Below are 17,955 nucleotides of genomic sequence, written 5' to 3' on the forward strand. Positions count from 1 at the left end.
CAGGCGAAGGTCAAGGTATCCCGATATTGGGTGTATACATACGATCGCCAAGCCGGACAATGCGACTTTCTGTGCGGCGCCCATGCCGACGTGGCATATCTGTGCCAAATAACCCCAGAACTTGCATGTGTACTCACGACCGCCTAGAACGGCCGCCGGGTGAGACGTCGCAACGGCGGGGGAGGTCCCCAATGCCCGGCAAGGCCAAGGCATCCCAAGCGAGACGCAGCACCGCTCCGGCCCCCCGAATCCACGAGGGAGCCGCCGCGGCTTTCTACGTGCTCGATCACCAGATCGGCTTCGCTTTGCGCCTGGCGCATCAGCGCCATTGCGCGCTCTTCGCCGACCGCATCGGCGACGCCGAGCTGACGCCGACCCAATGGGCGGCGCTTGCCAAGCTGTGGCAGACCGGCCCGACCTCGCAGAACCGCCTCGGCCGGTTGACCGGCATGGATGCCTCGACCATCCGCGGCGTGGTGAACCGCTTGATGAAGCGCGGCCTGGTGGACACGCGACCCGATCAGGAGGATGCGCGGCTGTTGCTGGTCGGCCTGACGCGGGAAGGGACGCAGCTCTACCGCGCGCTCGCCGCCAATGCGCTGGAGATCACCGAGGCGACGCTCTCACCGCTCGCCAAGGATGAGCGCGAGACCCTGATGCGCCTGCTGGACAAGATGCGCTAGCCGACTTCCGGCGTCGACAGCAGCCAGAGCCCGAACAGGGTGTAGAACACCATCAGCACGGCCAGCGGGATTCCCAACCGCACGGCTTGGCGTCGATCGGCGGTCTCGGCGAGTGCGATGCGATGCGCGGCCAAGGTCGCCAAGATATGCCCCCCGACGATGATCGCGGTCTGCACCCGATAGGCCATGATGACACCCTCGGGGCCGAGCCCCATCGTGGTGCCGTGCTGCAGGCCTGCATCCGGCAGCAGCGACCAGCCGAGCCCGAACGGATCCGACAGCGCCAGGATCGCGGTCGGGAAATCGACGATCAGGCTCTGGAAGTAATGCGCGATGTGGTAGGCTATCGAGATCGGCACGATCGAGAGCACGAAGCGGCCGAGCAGATCGCGCAACGATGCCGGCGTCCCTGAAAGCCATCGTCCTACTGCGATCGCCACGACATAGGCCGAGCCGAGCGCGATCACGCTGAGCAGCAGGCCGACCGTGTTCGGCCCGATCACTTCCGATCGCCCGGGATATTCCAGCGGATTGAGACCGAGCGAGCCGACCCAGAAGAAAGTGCGCGACAATCCGTCGAACGAAACCGTGGCGAGCGTCACCAGCACGAAGAGCGCGCCGCTCACGTCGTCGAAGGACTCAAGCAGCCGCTCTGCCGGCGGGCCAAGGCGAGTCACCACGGCGAGCTGCGGAGCCGTCTCCAGCCGCCAGCTGCGCGTGCTCAAGCGCCCGACCATGGCGAAGAACATCGAGAAAGCCTCGCCGCGCGCGAGCCAGCGCGGACCGAACAGGATCAGTGCTGCGAAATTGACCAGCCAGTAGAGGCTCACGGCGGTGGCGAGCCGCGTCGGGTCCTGCGGCGTCGGATAGATGAGCTCGAACCAGGCGAAGGCGATGAACTGCAGGATCGCCGGTCCGTAGCCGAGGCGCTCGGGATAGGCGAGCAGTGGGCGCTTCGGCAGCAGCAACGCGAGTCCGATCCATGGATTGGCGAAGCTCCAGAGATCGCCGAGCAGGGCCACGACCAGCGTGAATCCCGCCCACCATAAGGTCCAGAGCACCGGCGGCAGCGGGTTGGCGATCGGGTCGGCGCTGCCCCAGAATCCCGCCGCGACCAGCAATGCCAGGAACAGCAGGACCAGCAAGCTGACACCGAGGACGATCGCGCGAGGCAGTTCGCGCTCGGCGCGCACGCGCATCGGCGTCGGCGCAGCACCGCGGTGGAACAGCGCCAGCACGATGAAAGTGACGAGCACCGCGGCGGCGCCACCGAGGATGTAGAGCTCGGTCGGCAGCAGCAGGATGAAGCCGGCGGCGCCGGCATGGGCTTCCGCCGCGCGCGTCGCCACGACCAAAAGCGCGAGACCGAGCGCAAGACCGAGCGCGGGCTTCAATTGGGATTGCCGCACCGTTCCCCCAGTTGACCGGTGTTCGATTGTTCGTATACTAACAATCAACGGCACAACACAATATCGTCCCAGGGAGGCGAAACAAATGCGTGTCCGTTCTGCCAGCACGTCGCGTGGTCTCACGCGTCGTCATCTGCTTGCTGCCGCCGGCGCAGTCTCCGGCCTGCAGCTCGCGAAACCCTTCATCATCACCGCCCGCGCTGCCGAGAACAGCTTGAAGATCGGCCTCCAGGCGCATCGCACCGGCATCGGCGCGGCCTATGGTCTCTGGTACGAACGCACCAGCACCGCCGCCGTCAAGGTGATCAACGCCATGGGCGGCATCGGCGGCCGGCAAGTCGAGCTGATCGTCGAGGACGATGCGACCGATGCCAAGCGTGGCACCGAGGTGATGGAGAAATTCGCCAACGAGCATAAGGTCGACTTCGTGTTCGGCCCGCTGTTCGGCAACGTGGTCGGCGCGGTCGCCGCCCGGGCCGGCGAGCTGAAGATGCCGCTCTTCGTGGTCAGCGAAGGCAGCGAGCTCGCGGCCGGTGACTTCAACCGCTACGTCTTCCAGACTGGCATCACCAACGTGCGCTCGCAGGTGACAGCGATCTCGCCCTGGGTGATCCAGAACGTCGGCAAGAAAGTCACGATGATCATCCCGGACTATATCTTCGGGTATAATCACCGCGACTTCTTCAGCGAGACCGCCAAGGCCCAGGGCGGCGAGGTCAACGCGGTGATCGCGATCCCGCCGACCGAGACCAGCTTCACCAAGTATTTCTCGCAGATTCCCGCCGGCACCGACGCGATCTATCACGTCATGGTCGGTCCGGGCGTCTTGACCTTCGTGCGTGAGCTCGGCGAGTTTTTCGGCGACAAGGGACCCAAGCTGTTCGGTTTCATCGATTCCCTCGAAGCGGTCGATATTGCAGCACCCGGACTCGAATTCCTGGAAGGCTCGCATCTCTGGGAAGCCTTCCCGCGCTATCTCTCCGGCCTCGACACCGAGAATGCCAAGTTCTATCGCGCTTCCGTCGGCATCGACGACAACGGCGCCAGCGTCGACAATGCGAAGGAGATCAGCACCAACTCGCATATGTTCGGCTGCTGGGAAACCCTGTTCTCGATCAAGGAAGCGGTCGAGAAGAGCGGCTATGCCGGCCCCGGCGACAAGGCGAAGTTGGTCGAGGCGATCGAGGCCACGACCGGCTACGACGAAGGCAAGGGCCACCCGCAGGGCAAGAAGCAGTTCATCGGCAAGGCGCACCAGATGTTCGGCCCGCAGTTCATCTCCGAGGTGAAGGGCGGCAAATTGAACGTGGTGCACACCACCTCGATCGAGGATGGCCTCTACGAGCCCAAAGCCGACTACACCAAGCAAGCGCTTTAGAGCCGACGCAGCCGTATAGAGTCATTGTGGTGCACCCCCACCCCAACCCTCCCCCGAAGCCGGGGGAGGGAGTTCTGATCGCATGCAAAGCCCTCCCCCGGCTTCGGGGGAGGGTTGGGAGGGGGTGCCGCAAACTCGATGCGGCAATGATGCACCCATGATCACCGGCTCTGCCCTGCTCCTCGCCCTGCTGGAAGGCTCGGTCGGCGCCGCGGTGCTGGCGCTGACCGCGCTCGGCCTCTCTTTGGTCTTCGGCGTGATGCGGGTGATCAACATCGCCCATGGCGAGTTCGTCATGCTCGGCGCCGTGGTCGCCTGGTGGTGCTCGGCCGATCTCCTCGGCGCGCATCCGCTGCTCGGCTTCGTCGTGGCGCTGGTGGCGGCGCCGCTGATCGTCGGCGCCATCGCCATTGCCTCGGACTGGCTGGTGCTGCGGCGGATCAACTACGACCCCGAGCGCACCATCGTCGCCACCATGGGCCTGCTCTACATCATCCAGCAGGGCGTGCTCATGGTCTACGGACCGGATGCGCGGCCCTTGGAGCCGCCGATCTATTTCCGCGTCCAGTTCCCCTGGTTCGGCTATTCCGGTTACAAGCTGATCGTCGCCGGATTGGCACTGCTGCTGCTCGGCGCCACCTGGCTGCTGCTCTCGAAATCGCGGATCGGCCTCTACATGCGGGCGACGCAACTGGATCCCGAGACCGCCCAGGCCTTCGGCGTGCCGGTGAAGCGGGTCTATGCGACCGTCTTCGCCCTGGGCGCGATGCTGGCGGCGCTCTCCGGCGTGCTGATCGCGCCGATCCGCGGCGCCCACTACCTGATGGGCGCCGACCCGCTGCTGCTCTCCTTCATCGTCGTCATCGTCGGCGGGCTCGGCAACCTGCGCGGCACCTTGCTGGCCGCCGCCTGCATCGGTATCGGCGAGGGCATGATCTCGGTGCTGTTCTCGCCGACGCTGTCGAAGATCATCGCCACCCTGCTGGTCGCCGCCGTGCTGGTCTGGAAACCGGGTGGCCTGGCGCGGGGTGCTGCGACATGAGCGGATCCGCCGCGCGCCTCTATGGGCTGCATCTCGCCGTCATCGCGGCGCTGTTCGTCGTGCAATTCGCGCTGCCGGCCTATCACTACGGCAACGTCACCCGCATCATGCTCTATGCGGTCTTCGCCATCGGCTACAACATCCTGCTCGGCTATACCGGCCTCCTCAGCCTCGGCCATGCGCTGTTCTTCGCCGCCGGCGCCTATGGCGCGGGGTTGACCGCGCATTGGTGGGATTTTGGGCCGATCGCCGCCCTTGCTTCCGGGATCGGGGCCGCGTTGCTGGTCTCATTGCTGACCGGTGCCATCGTCTATCGCACGACCGGTGTCGCCTTCCTGATCGTGACCCTGATGCTGGCCCAGGCGGCCTTCCTCTCGACGCTCTACTTCAACACCATCACCTTGGGCGACCAGGGCATCGTGCTTTCGCTGCCGCCGGTCGAGCTGTTCGGCGCGTCCCTGGGCCTCGCCGATCCGATGGTGAAATACAACGTCGCGCTGGTCGCCTTCGCACTCGCCTTGCTGCTCTCGCTCTGGCTGCTGCGATCGCCCTTCGGCCGTGTGCTGATCGCGATCCGCGAGAACGAGGCTCGCACGAGGCTGCTCGGCTACAACACAGCGCTCTACCGCTTCACCGCCCTCGTCATTTCCGGTACGCTCTCGGGGCTCGCGGGCGCGCTCTATTGCCTGCTGTTCGGCTATGTCGGCTCGTCCTTCGCGTCGCTGCAGTATTCGACCGAGCCGCTGCTCTGGACTTTGCTCGGCGGGGCGGGCGCGACCTTGGGCCCGCTGCTCGGCACCGGCATCATGTATTACCTGATCGAGATCGCCAGCCGCTTCACGTCGAGCTACATGATCATCGTCGGCCTGGCGCTGGTCGCGATCACCCTCTGGTTCCCGGCCGGCCTCGCCGGCTGGTTCCGCCGCTGGCGGCGCGCGCCATGAGCCTTTTGGAAACTCCCCTCCTGCAAACCAAGGGGCTCACGCGCCAATATGGCGGCGTCCGCGCCGTCAACGACGTCTCTTTCGCGCTGGAGCGCGGCGAGATCCGCGGCGTCATCGGCCCGAACGGCGCGGGCAAGACCACGCTGGTCGGCATGATCTGCGGCCGGGTGCTGCCGAGCGCCGGAAGCGTGGCGTTCGACGGGCACGACATCACGCGGATGCAGCCCTGGGACCGGGTCGCCCGCGGCATCGTCTACACCTTCCAGATCACCAGCGTGTTCAAGCGGCTCAGCTGCCGCGACAATGTCGCGCTGGCGGCGCAGCGGCACCTGACCCGGACGCAAGGCCATCGCTTCGCTTTGCCGCCGGCAATGCTGAACGCCGCGGTCGACGAAGCGCTGGCCGCGGTCAATCTCACCGGCGAAGCCGAGCGCATCGCCGGCGAGCTGCCCTATGGCCACCAGCGCCTGCTGGAGATCGCCATGGGCCTGGCGCTCAAGCCTTCGCTGCTGATCCTCGACGAGCCGACCCAGGGCCTGGCGCCGGGCGACATTGGGCCATTCTGCGACCTGATCCGCAAGACCGCGCAGAGCACCACCATCCTCTTCATCGAGCACAACCTCAAGGTCGTGCTCGAGCTCGCCGACCGGGTGACGGTGATGGACCGCGGCGCGATCCTGGCCGAAGGCACGCCCGCCGAGATCGAGCAGCATCCCGCCGTGCAACAGGCCTATCTGGGGGACTGATGCTGGAGCTCAAGAGCATCACCGGCGCCTATGGCCCCGTGAAAGCGGTCAACGAAGTCTCGCTCACCGTCGCCGCCGGCGAGATCCTCGGTCTGATGGGTCGCAACGGCGCCGGCAAGACCACGCTCTTGAAGACCATCATGGGTCTCACGCCGAAGCGCTCCGGCTCGCTGCGGCTCGACGGCGCCGAGATCATCGGCCTGCCGGCCCATGCGATCCCGCGCCGCGGCATCGCCTATGTGCCGCAGGGCCGGCGCCTGTTCTCGGAGCTCACCGTCGCCGAGAATCTGCGCATGGGCCTGCTGGTGAAAGACGCCCCACAGTCAGAGGCCGAGAAGGTCCTCGATCTCTTCCCGATCCTGCGCGAACGGCTGTCGCAACAGGCAGGCACCCTGAGCGGCGGCGAGCAGCAGATGCTGGCGGTGGCGCGCGCGCTCTGCGCCCAGCCCAAGGTGCTGCTGCTGGACGAGCCGAGCGAGGGCCTGATCCCGGCGGTCACCCACCGCATCCTCGACACGGTCGCGGCCTTGCGCGCGCAAGGCGTCGCCATCCTGCTGGTCGAACAGCAGGTGAAATCGGCCTTGCGGATCTGCGACCGCATCGCCCTGATCGAGAACGGCGTCATCCAACACGAGGCGCCGGCCGCTGATCTTGCCGCGGATCCGGTCCCGCTCGAACGCTACATCGGCGTCCACCGGTAGCGCGCCGGATCTAGCGCCTGTGTGAAGTCCGCAACTTCACGGCTGCATCAACCCCCTTCCTAGCCTTCCCCCATCTTGGGGGAAGTAACTCTATGAAGGCGCTGCTCTGCGTGAATGCGATGATTTGCGACAGTTCGCGACGGCTCTCTCCATCCTCCCGCCCCCAAGATGGGGGCGGGTGAGGGTGGGGGTTGATGCAGCCGTGATGTTGCAGATCTCGCGCCGAAGGAGGATCCAATGCGCAAATCAGTCGACGGGCAGTATCCGCACCTCGATGCCGGCTTCGCGCACCGCCTCGACCGAGACCGGGTCGGGCGCGCCCGCGGTCAGCACCATGTCGATATCCGCGAAGCCGCAGACCCGGACCAGCGAGGTCTGCGCGAACTTGCTGGCATCGGTCACGATCACGCTGCTGCGTGAGGCGCGCAGGATTGCCTGTTTCAAGGCGACGTCGGATAGGCTCAACCCCACGATGCCATGCGACGGGTCGATGCCGTTGCAGCCCAGGAAGCCGAAGGTGGCGCGGATCTGGTCCAGGATCAGCGTGCTGTTCGGCCCGACCAGCGAATGCTGCTGCGGGCGGAGCGTGCCGCCGGTCACCACCACCTCGATCCGCGGGATCGCGCGCTCCAGGGCGAGCGCGATGTTGAGCCCCGGCGTGAAGACGGTGAGGTTGGTGAGATCCTGGCGGTCCACGATCGCGTCGGCCACCGCCATCGCGGTGGTGCCGACGTCGAGGATCACGCTATCGCCGGAGGAGAGCATCGCCGCCGCCGCCATTCCGATCGCGCGCTTCTCGCGCTGGTGCGAGGAGACCCGCGCCTCGTAGACGACTTCCGGCACCGCCTCGACCACGCGCATGGCGCCGCCGCGCACCCGCCGGATCCCGCCGGCCCGCGCCAGGATGTCGATGTCGCTGCGCACCGTGACTTCCGAGACACCGAGCTGGCGCGCAAGATCCTGGATCCGCGCGAACTCATGGTGCCGGACGAAATCCAGCAATTGCTGCCGCCGGGCTTCGGAACCGGAGGATTCGCCGGCAGCGGAAGCAGTGGAATCGGGGAAGGGAGCCGTATTGCTCATCGCCGCGATCAAATCGAAAGTCGGAGACCCGGTCAAGCCGAGCGAGAAAGCTTTGAAAAGCTTCATTTCTCCCACCGCTTGACAAAGCGCTTTCGATACGGAAGCTTCTATTTCAAAAGTCGAATAGAAAATTCAGAAGCGAAGACCGGGCGGAGGAGTGGCGTTGTCAGGGACGGTCCCAGGGTCAGCGGCGGCCGCGGGTGAGGCACCCGAGCTGGAAATGCGCGGGATCGGCAAGACGTTCGGGGCGATCCGAGCGCTGACCGACGTCTCCTGCACTTTCTATCGCGGCGAAGTCCACGCGCTGATGGGCGAGAACGGCGCCGGCAAATCCACCCTGATGAAGATTCTCTCCGGCGCCTACCAGGCCGATCCCGGCGGCGAGATCCGCCTCAAGGGCAAGCCGGTGACGATCGACGGCCCGTTGGCCGGCCGGCGCCACGGCATCGCCGTCATCTACCAGGAACTTTCGCTCGCCCCCAATCTCACGGTGGCCGAGAACGTCTTCCTTGGCGACGAGAAGAGTCGCCTCGGCCTCATCGACCGGCGGGCGATGGAGGCGGCGGTGCGGCCGCTGCTCGAGCGCCTGAACGCGCCGTTCAGCCCCGCCGCGCGGGTCGCGACCCTGTCGCTGGCCGAGCGCCAGCTCGTGGAGATCGCCCGCGCGCTTTCGGAACACCCGCGCATCCTGGTGATGGACGAGCCGACCACCGCGCTCTCCGCCCGCGAGGCTGAGCGCCTGTTCGCGATCATCCGGCAATTGAAAGCCGAGGGCATCGCCATCGTCTACATCAGCCATCGCATGAGCGAGGTCTACGAGCTCGCCGACCGCGTCTCGGTGCTGCGCGACGGCCTGCTGGTCGGCACCCTGGACAAGGACCAGGTGAACGCCGCCGCCATCGTCCGCATGATGGTCGGCCGCGAGCTCTCCTCCTTCTACACCAAGAAGCACGGCGGCGCCGCCGGCGACCGGCCGGTCGTGCTCCAGGTCGAAGGGGTGAGCGACGGCCGCCTGATCAAGGATTGCAGCTTCACCTTGCGCGCGGGCGAAGTGGTCGGGCTTTCCGGCCTGGTCGGCTCCGGCCGCACCGAGCTCGCGCGCCTGATCTACGGCGCCGACCGGAAGACCACCGGCCGCGTCCTGGTCGACGGCAAGGAATGCAGGATCGGCTCGCCTCAGGAGGCCATCGACTCCGGCATCGTCTATCTGACCGAGGACCGCAAGGCGCTCGGCCTGTTCCTCGACATGACCATCCGCGAGAATATCGGGATGGGCGTGCTCGACGAGGATTCGCATCCGGGCGGCCTGCTCAACCTGCGTGCGGCCCGCGCCCGCGCCGCCAAGGCGATCCAGGCGCTCGGCATCCGCACCTTGAGCGCCGGCGTCACCGCGGGCTCGCTCTCCGGCGGCAACCAGCAGAAAGTGCTGCTCGCGCGCCTCCTGGAGACCAGGCCCCGGGTGCTGCTGCTCGACGAACCCACCCGCGGCATCGACGTCGGCGCCAAGTCGCAAATCTACCAGATCATCGACGATCTCGCCCGCGCCGGCGCCGCGATCCTGGTCATCTCCAGCGAGCTGCCCGAGCTGGTCGGCATTTCCGACCGCGCGCTGGTCATGCGCGACGGCCGGATCGTCGGCGAGGTGCAGGGCTCGGCGGAACAGCCGATCACCCAGGAAGCCGTCATGGCGCTCGCCACCCTCACCGAAGACAGCAAGGCGGCTTAAGAGACTCTCATGGTCGATCAGACATCCCGCGATCAAACCAGTCAGGCGGCAGTCGAAGCTCGGCAGGGCGCCCAGGCACAGAAGCAGCGGATGCGCACCATCCTGCAAGTCGCCGGCATGCTCCCGGTGCTGATCCTGCTCGCGGTCTTCTTCCAGCTCTCGACCGACCGCTTCATGAGCTGGCAGAATCTGTCGATCGTCACCCAGCAGGCGGCGATCAACATCGTGCTCGCAGCCGGCATGACCTTCGTCATCCTGACCGCCGGCATCGACCTTTCGGTCGGCTCGATCCTCGCCGCCTCGGCCATGGTCGCGATCATCGCCTCGCATATCCCGGAATGGGGAATGCTCGGGATCCCGGCGGCGCTGGGCATGGGGCTCGCCTTCGGCCTCGCCAACGGCATCCTGATCGCGGCGATGCGGCTGCCGCCCTTCATCGTGACCCTGGGCTCGCTGACCGCGGTTCGCGGCATCGCCCGGCTGATGGGCGCCGACACCACCGTGTTCAACCCGCAGCTCCCCTTCGCCTTCATCGGCAACGGCACTTTCCTCGGCGTGCCCTGGCTGGTGATCATCGCATTGGCCGTGGTGGTGATCTCCTGGATCGTGCTGCGGCGGACCGTGCTCGGCAACCGCATCTATGCGGTCGGCGGCAACCCGGATGCCGCGCGCCTCGCCGGCATCAAGGTCTGGCAGATCCTGCTCTTCGTCTATGCCGCCTCGGGCCTGCTCGCCGGCCTGGGCGGCGTCATGTCGGCCGCGCGCCTCTATGCCGCCAACGGGTTGCAACTCGGCCAGTCCTACGAGTTGGACGCGATCGCTGCGGTCATCCTCGGCGGCACCAGCTTCACCGGCGGCATCGGCTCGATCTGGGGCACGCTGATCGGCGCGCTGATCATCGCCATGCTGACCAACGGGCTGATCCTGCTCGGCATCTCCGACATCTGGCAATACATCATCAAGGGTTTGGTCATCATCGGCGCCGTGGCACTCGACCGCTATCGCACGCGGGAAGGTGGACGTACGTGAAGGCGACCAAGACGGCCGGCGCACCGGCGCCGGAAGACTGCAGGCAAGCAACAAACAGAGTCTCAACAGGAGGAACCATGAAGCTCTCTCGTCTCGCCCTCGGCCTGGTCATGAGCACCGCGATCGCGGCGCCGGCCCTGGCTGCCGATCTCGGCAAGGTCGGCATCTCGGTCGGCTCGCTCGGCAACCCGTTCTTCGTCGCCACCATCAAGGGCATCGAGGACAAGGCCAAGGGTATCAACCCGAGCGTCGAGGTGACGTCGGTCTCGTCCGACTACGACCTCAACAAGCAGTTCACCCAGGTTGACAACTTCATCGCCGCCGGCACCAACGTGCTGATGATCAACGCAGTTGATCCGAAGGCGATCGAGCCGGCGGTGAAGAAGGCCCAGGCGGCCGGCATGGTCGTGGCCGCCTTCGACGTCGCGGCGGCCGGCGCCGACGTGACCGTCATGACCGACAACGTGAAGGCCGGAACGCTCGCCTGCCAGTACATCGTCGATCACCTGCCGAACAAAACCGGCGAGGTCCTGATCGTCAACGGGCCGCAGGTCTCCTCGGTCACGGATCGCGTCAAGGGCTGCAAGGAAGTCTTTGCCGCCAACCCGGGCATCAAGATCCTCTCCGACGACCAGGATGCCAAGGGTTCGCGCGACGGCGGCTTCGCCGTGGCGCAGAGCCTCTTGACCCGCTTCCCGAAGGTGGACGCGGTCTTCGCGATCAACGACCCGACCGCGATCGGCGTCAACCTCGCGGCCAAGCAGCTCGGCCGCAAGGAGTTCTTCATCACCGCGGTGGACGGCGCGCCGGACATCGAGGTCGAATTGAAGGACCCGACCTCGCTGATCAAGGCCTCGTCCTCGCAGGATCCCTACGTGATGGCCGGCCAGTCGCTCGAGCTCGCGGCCGGTATCCTCAACGGCAAGAAGCCGGAGCAGAGCGTGATCCTGCTGGATCCCGTGCTGATCACGGCGGACAACATCGCGACCTACAAGGGCTGGACCTCGCACTAACCCTCCCGTCGCGCGGGGTGCCGGCGACGGCACCCCGCGTCTTTTTTGTCAGAGTCCCAAGGCATGTTGGAAAAGCTGCGGCAGCAGGTTCTCGAGGCCAATCTCGATCTGGTGAAGAGCGGACTGGTGCTGTCGACCTTCGGCAATGTCAGCGGCATCGACCGCGCCGCCGGCATCGTCGCCATCAAACCGAGCGGCGTGCGCTACGACAGCATGACGGCGGCCGACATCGTGCTGACCGACCTCGACGGCAAGGTTGTCGAGGGCAGATTGAATCCGTCCTCCGACCTCGGCACCCATCTGAAACTCTACCGGGCCTTCGGCGCGGTCGGCGGCGTGGTGCATTCCCATTCCGAGTTCGCCACCACCTGGGCCCAGGCGGGACGGCCGATCCCGGCGCTCGGCACCACCCATGCCGACTATTTCCACGGGCCCGTGCCGATCACTCGCCCGCTCACCGACGGCGAGATCGGCGGCGACTATGTCGGCAATACCGGCGTGGTGATCGTCGAGGCCTTCGGCAACAAGGACCCGCTCGAGGTACCGGCCGTTCTGGTCGCCGGCCATGGCCCCTTCACCTGGGGCCGTGACGCATCCGATGCCGTGCACAACGCCGTCACGCTCGAATACGTCGCGCGCATGGCACTGAACACCCTGGCGCTGCGGCCGGATGCCGCCGGCGTCTCCCAGGCTTTGCTCGACCGGCACTACTTCCGCAAGCACGGGGCCGGGGCGACCTACGGCCAGAAGAGCTGATGCGCGCGGTCGCCGGCATCGACTTCGGCACGCTCAGCGTCCGCGTGACCCTGTTCGACGAGACCGGCTGCCGCCTGGGGCACGCGGTCGCCGATTATCCGCTGCACCGGCGCGCCAGCGATCCCGATTTCGCCACCCAGTCCCACGGCGACCATATGGCGGCGCTCACCCGCGCGCTGCAGACCGCGCTGAAGGACAGCGGCGTCGCCGGCCCGGATATCGTGGCGCTGGCGGCGGACACCACCGGCTCCAGCGTGTTGATGCTGGGCGAGGGAATGCGGCCGCTCGGCGACTACTATCTCTGGTGCGATCACCGCGCCAAGGCGGAAGCCGAGGAGATCACCGAGCTCGCGCACCGACAGGGCCTGGAGGCGATCGACTGGTGCGGCGGCGTCTACTCGCATGAATGGGGCTTCGCCAAGCTGCTGCATTGGCTGCGCCACAACCCCAACGACCGCGGCCGGCTGGTGACCGCGGTCGAGCATTGCGACATGGTTGCCGCCACGCTCACCGGCGTCACCGATCCCGCGCGGCTGACGCGCAGCATCTGCGCCATGGGCCATAAATGGATGTGGAACCCGCGCTGGCAAGGCCTGCCGTCGCAGGAATTCCTCTCCGCGGTCGATCCGCTGTTCGACGGCATCCGCGCCAAGCTCGGCGGCGACTACCAGACCTGTGACAGGATCGCCGGGCGGCTGTCTCCGTTCTGGGCCGGGCGTCTCGGCATCCCGGCCGGCATCCCAGTGGCGGTCGGCGGCTTCGACGCGCATTGGGATGCGCTCGGCGCCGGCTGCCGCATCGGCGACGTGGTCAATGTCGTGGGCACTTCGACCTGCATCATCGCCATCGCCAGGGAAGTGGGCCTCATCCCGGGCTTGTGCGGCATCGTCCCCGGCAGCGTCGCGCCCGATCTCATCGGCATCGAGGCTGGACTCTCGGCGACCGGCGACATCTTCGACGCCATTGCACGGCGTGCGCATGTCCCGCTGGAAGAACTCGGCAGGGACCTCGACCGCTACGGCCCGGGCGGGAAGGGACTGCTGCGCCTCACCTGGGACAACGGCGACCGCACGGTGCTGGTGAAATCCGATCTGGGCGGTGTGACACTCGGCTGGAACCTGCTGCACACCGCGCAGGATGAGCTCTTCGCCGCGATCGAGGGCACCTCCTTCCACACCCGCCTGATCCTCGAGCGCATGGCGGAGAACGGCGTGCCGATCGAACGCATCATCAACGGCGGCGGCATCCCGCAGAAGAACGCGGTGCTGAACCAGGTCTACGCCGACGTGCTCGGCAAGCCGGTCCTGGTGCCGGACGGCATCCCGACCGGCTTCGGCGCCGGCATCTTCGCCGGCCTCGCCGCCGGCTTCTATCCCGACGTCGCCGCCGCGCAGGCCGCACTCTGCCTGCCGTTCAAGACCATCCAGCCGCGCCCCGAGCGCCGCGCGGTCTACGACCGGCTCTATGGAATGTTCAGGCAGGCCTATTTCGCCTTCGGGTCCGGCCAGCCGGCGCAGAACTTGGGCGAGATCCTGCCATACTTGAAACAACTCGGCGCCGCTCAAGCCGCAGGTTGACCACCGCGCGGAGCTTTAGACGGGTGCAGCCTTTTGAAGCACCGCCGCTGGCGCAGGCCGCTCGTCCCTACAGGGGCGTGTAGTCGATCTCCAGGAAGTCGATCACTTCTTTCTTCCAGCGATCACGCACGAAGGCGACATGGTCGGGGTGCTGGTCGTAAGTGTCGTAGCCGGTCTGGTCCTCGAACTCCATGGAGAAGCCGAACTTGTAGTCGTTCTTGCGGCTCACCTGCTTCAGCTGCTCGAATTTCCGCACCGTCGGGATCTTGCTGAGGATCATGGCATCGGCCAGGAACTTCTTCTCCTCGGCGGAGTCCCGGGGATGTTTCAAGGTGAAGACGACGGTGTGCCGGATCATCGGTTCGTTTCCCCTGTGACCTTATTGTGGCGGATGTTCTACCCGGAACGCGAAGGCGGCGAAAGGGCCGCTGCCTTTCTCCGAATCCCAACCATGGCAAGAGGAAGAAAGGGCGCCTCACACTCCACGGGCACATACCCCAGTGCCATGGTTAACGCGACTAAAAGTGTCGCGCAAATCCCGCAACTCAGGCACCATGCTCCGGTCGGGGCGCGGTTGCCCATGCCATATGGCAATGTGCGGCCGCCGGTTGATTTCCAGAGGCGCAAGATGCGCACGATGCTTTCGATCGATGGCATCCGGGCGGGCGTCGATGACCTGGTCTCTGCTGCGATCCTGGCGGCGGGCTGGGAAGAAGCGCTGGGGCACTTCGCGATGGCGGCGGGTGCCCGCGACGCCGTGCTGATGCGGAATGAGGCGCGCAAGATGGTCACGGCGATCGTGACCCCTGAAGCCGCGCGCGCGGTTGCCGATTTCGCCGCCGGCCGCGCGCCGCCAAACTCGCGCTATCAGCGGGTCGGCACGCATTACGTTGGTTTCCGCATCGACCAGGACGACTATGCCGCCGAGGAGCTGGCGCGCGACCCGTTCTACCAGGAGTTTCTACGCCCGAACGGCGTGTTCTGGCATGCCAACACCGTGCTGGCGCCCGGTCCGGATGAATATGTCGAGCTGAGCCTGAAGCGGCGCGTCGAGCTTGGGCCCTTTCAGCCGGAAGAGCGCGCGCTGCTCGACAGCGTACTGCCGGAGCTCCATGCCGTCGCCCGCATCGCCAAGGGCGTGCTCGACGCCGAGGCGCGCGGCATGGCTTGGATGCTCGGCCGGCGCGGCGGCGCGATCATCGAGCTGGATTCCTGGGGCCGCGTGCTGCCCGGCCAATCGGCCGGCGAGGGCGATCCGGCCGCGCCGCTGCGGATCCTGCGCCGGCGTCTGGTGGCGGGCGATCGGGTGTCGCAGCTCTCGGTCGACCGCGCGGTGGCCAATGCGGTTTCCCGGCCGGGACGGCTGGGGGTCGCGGCGCTTACCGATCCCGAGGGCCGGCGCTATTTGCTGCAGGTCCATCCGGTGCCGGGCCGGGCCCGCGATGTCTTCGCCTCGGCCACGGCGCTGGCGTTGCTGATCGAGCGCGATCGCGATCCGGCGGCGCTCCGCCCCGACCTCGCCTGGATCCGGAGCGCCTATGGCCTGACCGAGCGGGAAGCGCACGTGGCGGCGTTGCTGGCCGAAGGCTTCGATATTGAAGCGATCGCCACGCAACTCAAGATCCAGCCCAGCACCGCCCGCAGCTATCTGAAAGACGCCCTGCAGAAGACCGGCGCCTCCCGCCAGGCCGAGCTCGTCGCGCTGCTCGCCCACGTCTGAGCTGCGGCGGTTCCTCCGCTTGACAAGGCGACCCGCCCGGCCTCAGTTACGGGCGCTGGTTCCTGTCCCGATCGATTGAAAGGGGCAGGTGAAAAGGGAATGCGATAGGCGCCGAGGGTGCCGAAGCGCAGCCGCCCCCGCGACCGTGACCGGAGAGGTCCGCCACTGCCACTGGCCGTTCGGCCGGGAAGGCGGCGGGACCGTAGAGCCGAGGCTCGAAATCCGCAAGCCGGGAGACCTGCCAGCGCAAGATGTCACGGGCGAACGGGGTTTTTCGCGGCCGGCTTAGGACGATGCTTTACCGCATCCCCCGGCCGTCCCCCCTTCCGCCGAAACAAGAAAGGCGTCTCGACCGGAAGGGCGATGAACGATCCGCGGATCTATGGTTGGTGTCCCGGCGCGCTGCGGCCGATGCAATCCGGCGACGGATTGGTGGTGCGGCTGCGCCCGCCGCTCGGCCGCCTGACCACCGAACAGGCGCGCCGGATCGCGGCCCTCGCCGCCGCGCATGGCAATGGGCAGATCGATCTCTCGTCGCGCGCCAACCTGCAGCTCCGCGGCGTCAGGCCGGAAACGCACCGTCCGTTGGTCGAGGCGCTGCAAGCGCTCGACCTGATCGATCTCTCCGCCCAAGCCGAGGCGCAGCGCAACATCGTGGTCACGCCGTTCTGGGCAGCGGATGACGACAGCGCCGTCATCACGCGCAAGCTGACCGCGCTCCTCGCTTCCGAGGATGCGCCGACTCTCCCCGGCAAGTTCGGCTTTGCGGTCGATTGCGGGCCGCGGCCGGTGCTCGCGGGCACCTCCGCGGACATTCGCATCGAGCGGGGCCGCGACGGCTTGATCTGCCGCGCCGACTCCATCTCCTTCGGTTGCACGGTTACGCGCGACGCAGCGGCGGAGACAGCATTGGCCTTCGCGCGCTGGTTCCTCGAAAGCGGCGGCGTGCAGCAGCAGCGCGGCCGCATGGCCCGCCATCTCGCCGCCGGCGCTGACCTGCCCGCGGCTTGGCGGCAAAACCCGGCGGCCGAACCGGCGCCGCGCCCGGGCCCCGGCCTCTGTGCACAAGGCGCGCTGGTGGCGGTCGAGTTCGGACGGATCGATGCGGAGACGCTCGCCGCCCTGGCCGCGCTGGGACCGCTGCGGCTGACGCCCTGGCGGATGCTGCTGATCGAAGGCGCGACGACGCTTACGGATCTGCCCGGCCTGATCCGTGATGCCGGCGACCCACGGCTGCGGCTGGAGGCCTGCACCGGGGCGCCGACCTGCCTGCAGGGCCTCGCCGAGACCCGGCCGCTGGCCCGGGCGCTGGCGCCGTTCCTGCCGGAGGGGGCGCGCCTGCATATCTCCGGCTGCGCCAAGGGCTGCGCCAGTTCCGGCGCTGTCGACCTGACACTTGTCGCAACCGGTCCAGATCGGTTCGACCTGATCCGCTACGGTCGGCCCGGCGATCCCCCCGAACGCCGGGGCCTGACGCCGGACGACATCCTGAAGCTGCATGGAATCCTGCGAGCCTGAATGCCCCACGCCTACGAAAAAGACGGAGCAAAGATCTACGCCCAGAGCTTCGCCACCATCCGCGCCGAAGCCGACCTCGCGCGCTTCTCCAAGGACGAAGAGCCGGTGGTCGTGCGGATGATCCATGCCGCCGGGCTGGTGGGGTTGGAGCGCGACGTCCACTTCACGCCCGGCATGGCGGCGACGGCCCGGGCGGCGCTCGCCGCCGGCGCGCCGATCCTCTGCGACGCGCGGATGATCTCCGAAGGCATCACCCGCGCGCGGCTGCCCGCCGACAACGCGGTGATCTGCACCTTGCAGGACCCGCGCGTGCCGGACCTCGCGCGCGACATGGGCAACACGCGCTCGGCCGCGGCGCTGGAACTCTGGCGCCCGCATCTCAAGGGTGCGCTGGTCGCGATCGGCAATGCGCCGACCGCGCTGTTTCATCTCCTGAACATGCTGGAAGACCCGGCCTGCCCGCGGCCGGCGGCGATCATCGGCTGCCCGGTGGGATTCGTCGGCGCGGCGGAATCGAAAGCGGCGCTGATCGCGGCCGACGTGGTGCCGGCGCTGGTGGTGAAGGGCCGCCTCGGCGGCTCGGCGATCACCGCCGCCGCCGTCAACGCCCTCGCCAGCTGGAAGGAATAG

General features: G+C 67.2%; 17 protein-coding genes and 1 riboswitch. Of the genes, 14 read left to right on the forward strand and 3 right to left on the reverse strand.

Going from position 1 to position 17,955, the window contains the following annotated elements; translation table 11 throughout:
• Positions 1–191: 191 nt before the first annotated feature.
• Positions 192–683: a MarR family winged helix-turn-helix transcriptional regulator gene (locus ACYQ4T_RS02620; RefSeq protein ID WP_459850588.1), complete on the forward strand. Its 492-nt coding sequence runs from the start codon at positions 192–194 to the stop codon at positions 681–683.
• Here the strand turns inward: ACYQ4T_RS02620 and ACYQ4T_RS02625 are convergent.
• The gene (locus tag ACYQ4T_RS02625) at positions 680–2,077 is read right to left on the reverse strand and encodes a hypothetical protein (RefSeq protein WP_459850589.1); all 1,398 of its coding nucleotides are present in this window, start codon (positions 2,075–2,077) and stop codon (positions 680–682) included. The genes ACYQ4T_RS02620 and ACYQ4T_RS02625 overlap by 4 nt on opposite strands.
• 100 nt (positions 2,078–2,177) lie before the next feature.
• On the opposite strand from ACYQ4T_RS02625, the gene ACYQ4T_RS02630 reads away from it, so the two are divergent.
• From ACYQ4T_RS02630 to ACYQ4T_RS02650, 5 genes are all read left to right on the forward strand, one after another.
• On the forward strand, positions 2,178–3,470 hold the full coding sequence (locus ACYQ4T_RS02630) for an ABC transporter substrate-binding protein (protein WP_459850591.1): 1,293 nt from the start codon (positions 2,178–2,180) through the stop codon (positions 3,468–3,470).
• Positions 3,471–3,627: 157 nt separating this feature from the next.
• On the forward strand, positions 3,628–4,512 hold the full coding sequence (locus ACYQ4T_RS02635; RefSeq protein WP_459850593.1) for a branched-chain amino acid ABC transporter permease: 885 nt from the start codon (positions 3,628–3,630) through the stop codon (positions 4,510–4,512).
• The gene (locus tag ACYQ4T_RS02640; RefSeq protein WP_459850594.1) at positions 4,509–5,456 is read left to right on the forward strand and encodes a branched-chain amino acid ABC transporter permease; all 948 of its coding nucleotides are present in this window, start codon (positions 4,509–4,511) and stop codon (positions 5,454–5,456) included. The genes ACYQ4T_RS02635 and ACYQ4T_RS02640 overlap by 4 nt, the downstream gene beginning before the upstream one ends.
• Positions 5,453–6,202: an ABC transporter ATP-binding protein gene (locus ACYQ4T_RS02645; RefSeq protein WP_459850596.1), complete on the forward strand. Its 750-nt coding sequence runs from the start codon at positions 5,453–5,455 to the stop codon at positions 6,200–6,202. Before ACYQ4T_RS02640 ends, ACYQ4T_RS02645 begins: the two co-directional genes overlap by 4 nt.
• The gene (locus tag ACYQ4T_RS02650; RefSeq protein ID WP_459850598.1) at positions 6,202–6,903 is read left to right on the forward strand and encodes an ABC transporter ATP-binding protein; all 702 of its coding nucleotides are present in this window, start codon (positions 6,202–6,204) and stop codon (positions 6,901–6,903) included. Before ACYQ4T_RS02645 ends, ACYQ4T_RS02650 begins: the two co-directional genes overlap by 1 nt.
• Positions 6,904–7,149: 246 nt before the next feature.
• Here ACYQ4T_RS02650 and ACYQ4T_RS02655 read toward each other — a convergent pair whose 3' ends face one another.
• Entirely contained in the window at positions 7,150–7,986 is an 837-nt protein-coding gene (locus tag ACYQ4T_RS02655; protein ID WP_459850599.1) for a DeoR/GlpR family DNA-binding transcription regulator, read from the reverse strand.
• A 220-nt stretch (positions 7,987–8,206) separates the two neighbouring features.
• Between ACYQ4T_RS02655 and ACYQ4T_RS02660 the strand changes: the two genes are divergently transcribed.
• The 5 genes from ACYQ4T_RS02660 to ACYQ4T_RS02680 all read left to right on the forward strand — a co-directional run bounded on the left by ACYQ4T_RS02660 (position 8,207) and on the right by ACYQ4T_RS02680 (position 14,087).
• Complete coding sequence (locus ACYQ4T_RS02660) at positions 8,207–9,712, forward strand: sugar ABC transporter ATP-binding protein (protein ID WP_459850601.1); 1,506 nt, start codon at positions 8,207–8,209, stop codon at positions 9,710–9,712.
• Between the two features lie 9 nt (positions 9,713–9,721).
• Positions 9,722–10,741, forward strand: a complete 1,020-nt coding sequence (locus ACYQ4T_RS02665; protein ID WP_459850603.1) for an ABC transporter permease subunit — start codon at positions 9,722–9,724, stop codon at positions 10,739–10,741.
• A gap of 77 nt (positions 10,742–10,818) precedes the next feature.
• Positions 10,819–11,754, forward strand: coding sequence for an ABC transporter substrate-binding protein (locus ACYQ4T_RS02670; protein ID WP_459850605.1), 936 nt, complete (start codon positions 10,819–10,821; stop codon positions 11,752–11,754).
• A 63-nt stretch (positions 11,755–11,817) separates the two neighbouring features.
• Complete coding sequence (locus tag ACYQ4T_RS02675) at positions 11,818–12,510, forward strand: L-ribulose-5-phosphate 4-epimerase (protein ID WP_459850607.1); 693 nt, start codon at positions 11,818–11,820, stop codon at positions 12,508–12,510.
• Complete coding sequence (locus tag ACYQ4T_RS02680) at positions 12,510–14,087, forward strand: ribulokinase (protein WP_459850609.1); 1,578 nt, start codon at positions 12,510–12,512, stop codon at positions 14,085–14,087. The genes ACYQ4T_RS02675 and ACYQ4T_RS02680 overlap by 1 nt, the downstream gene beginning before the upstream one ends.
• Before the next feature lie 67 nt (positions 14,088–14,154).
• Here the strand turns inward: ACYQ4T_RS02680 and ACYQ4T_RS02685 are convergent, their stop codons facing one another.
• Entirely contained in the window at positions 14,155–14,445 is a 291-nt protein-coding gene (locus ACYQ4T_RS02685; RefSeq protein ID WP_459850611.1) for a Dabb family protein, read from the reverse strand.
• A 270-nt stretch (positions 14,446–14,715) separates the two neighbouring features.
• Here ACYQ4T_RS02685 and ACYQ4T_RS02690 point away from each other — a divergent pair, with 270 nt between their 5' ends.
• From ACYQ4T_RS02690 to ACYQ4T_RS02700, 3 genes are all read left to right on the forward strand, one after another.
• Entirely contained in the window at positions 14,716–15,807 is a 1,092-nt protein-coding gene (locus ACYQ4T_RS02690; protein WP_459850613.1) for a helix-turn-helix transcriptional regulator, read from the forward strand.
• Between the two features lie 39 nt (positions 15,808–15,846).
• A riboswitch (cobalamin riboswitch) is annotated at positions 15,847–16,067 on the forward strand.
• A gap of 103 nt (positions 16,068–16,170) precedes the next feature.
• Positions 16,171–17,325, forward strand: a complete 1,155-nt coding sequence (gene cobG / locus ACYQ4T_RS02695) for a precorrin-3B synthase (RefSeq protein WP_459850615.1) — start codon at positions 16,171–16,173, stop codon at positions 17,323–17,325.
• Complete coding sequence (locus ACYQ4T_RS02700) at positions 17,326–17,955, forward strand: precorrin-8X methylmutase (protein WP_459850617.1); 630 nt, start codon at positions 17,326–17,328, stop codon at positions 17,953–17,955. It abuts the gene before it with no gap.

Source organism: Dongia sp. agr-C8 (assembly GCF_054658695.1).

Coding starts and splice junctions, on each gene's coding strand:
- ACYQ4T_RS02630 (WP_459850591.1), top strand. CDS start 2,178: ATGCGTGTCCGTTCTGCCAGCACGTCGCGTGGTCTCACGCGTCGTCAT.
- cobG (WP_459850615.1), top strand. CDS start 16,171: ATGAACGATCCGCGGATCTATGGTTGGTGTCCCGGCGCGCTGCGGCCG.
- ACYQ4T_RS02645 (WP_459850596.1), top strand. CDS start 5,453: ATGAGCCTTTTGGAAACTCCCCTCCTGCAAACCAAGGGGCTCACGCGC.
- ACYQ4T_RS02640 (WP_459850594.1), top strand. CDS start 4,509: ATGAGCGGATCCGCCGCGCGCCTCTATGGGCTGCATCTCGCCGTCATC.
- ACYQ4T_RS02680 (WP_459850609.1), top strand. CDS start 12,510: ATGCGCGCGGTCGCCGGCATCGACTTCGGCACGCTCAGCGTCCGCGTG.
- ACYQ4T_RS02675 (WP_459850607.1), top strand. CDS start 11,818: ATGTTGGAAAAGCTGCGGCAGCAGGTTCTCGAGGCCAATCTCGATCTG.
- ACYQ4T_RS02635 (WP_459850593.1), top strand. CDS start 3,628: ATGATCACCGGCTCTGCCCTGCTCCTCGCCCTGCTGGAAGGCTCGGTC.
- ACYQ4T_RS02620 (WP_459850588.1), top strand. CDS start 192: ATGCCCGGCAAGGCCAAGGCATCCCAAGCGAGACGCAGCACCGCTCCG.
- ACYQ4T_RS02665 (WP_459850603.1), top strand. CDS start 9,722: ATGGTCGATCAGACATCCCGCGATCAAACCAGTCAGGCGGCAGTCGAA.
- ACYQ4T_RS02650 (WP_459850598.1), top strand. CDS start 6,202: ATGCTGGAGCTCAAGAGCATCACCGGCGCCTATGGCCCCGTGAAAGCG.
- ACYQ4T_RS02685 (WP_459850611.1), bottom strand. CDS start 14,445: ATGATCCGGCACACCGTCGTCTTCACCTTGAAACATCCCCGGGACTCC.
- ACYQ4T_RS02660 (WP_459850601.1), top strand. CDS start 8,207: ATGCGCGGGATCGGCAAGACGTTCGGGGCGATCCGAGCGCTGACCGAC.
- ACYQ4T_RS02700 (WP_459850617.1), top strand. CDS start 17,326: ATGCCCCACGCCTACGAAAAAGACGGAGCAAAGATCTACGCCCAGAGC.
- ACYQ4T_RS02655 (WP_459850599.1), bottom strand. CDS start 7,986: ATGAGCAATACGGCTCCCTTCCCCGATTCCACTGCTTCCGCTGCCGGC.
- ACYQ4T_RS02690 (WP_459850613.1), top strand. CDS start 14,716: ATGCGCACGATGCTTTCGATCGATGGCATCCGGGCGGGCGTCGATGAC.
- ACYQ4T_RS02670 (WP_459850605.1), top strand. CDS start 10,819: ATGAAGCTCTCTCGTCTCGCCCTCGGCCTGGTCATGAGCACCGCGATC.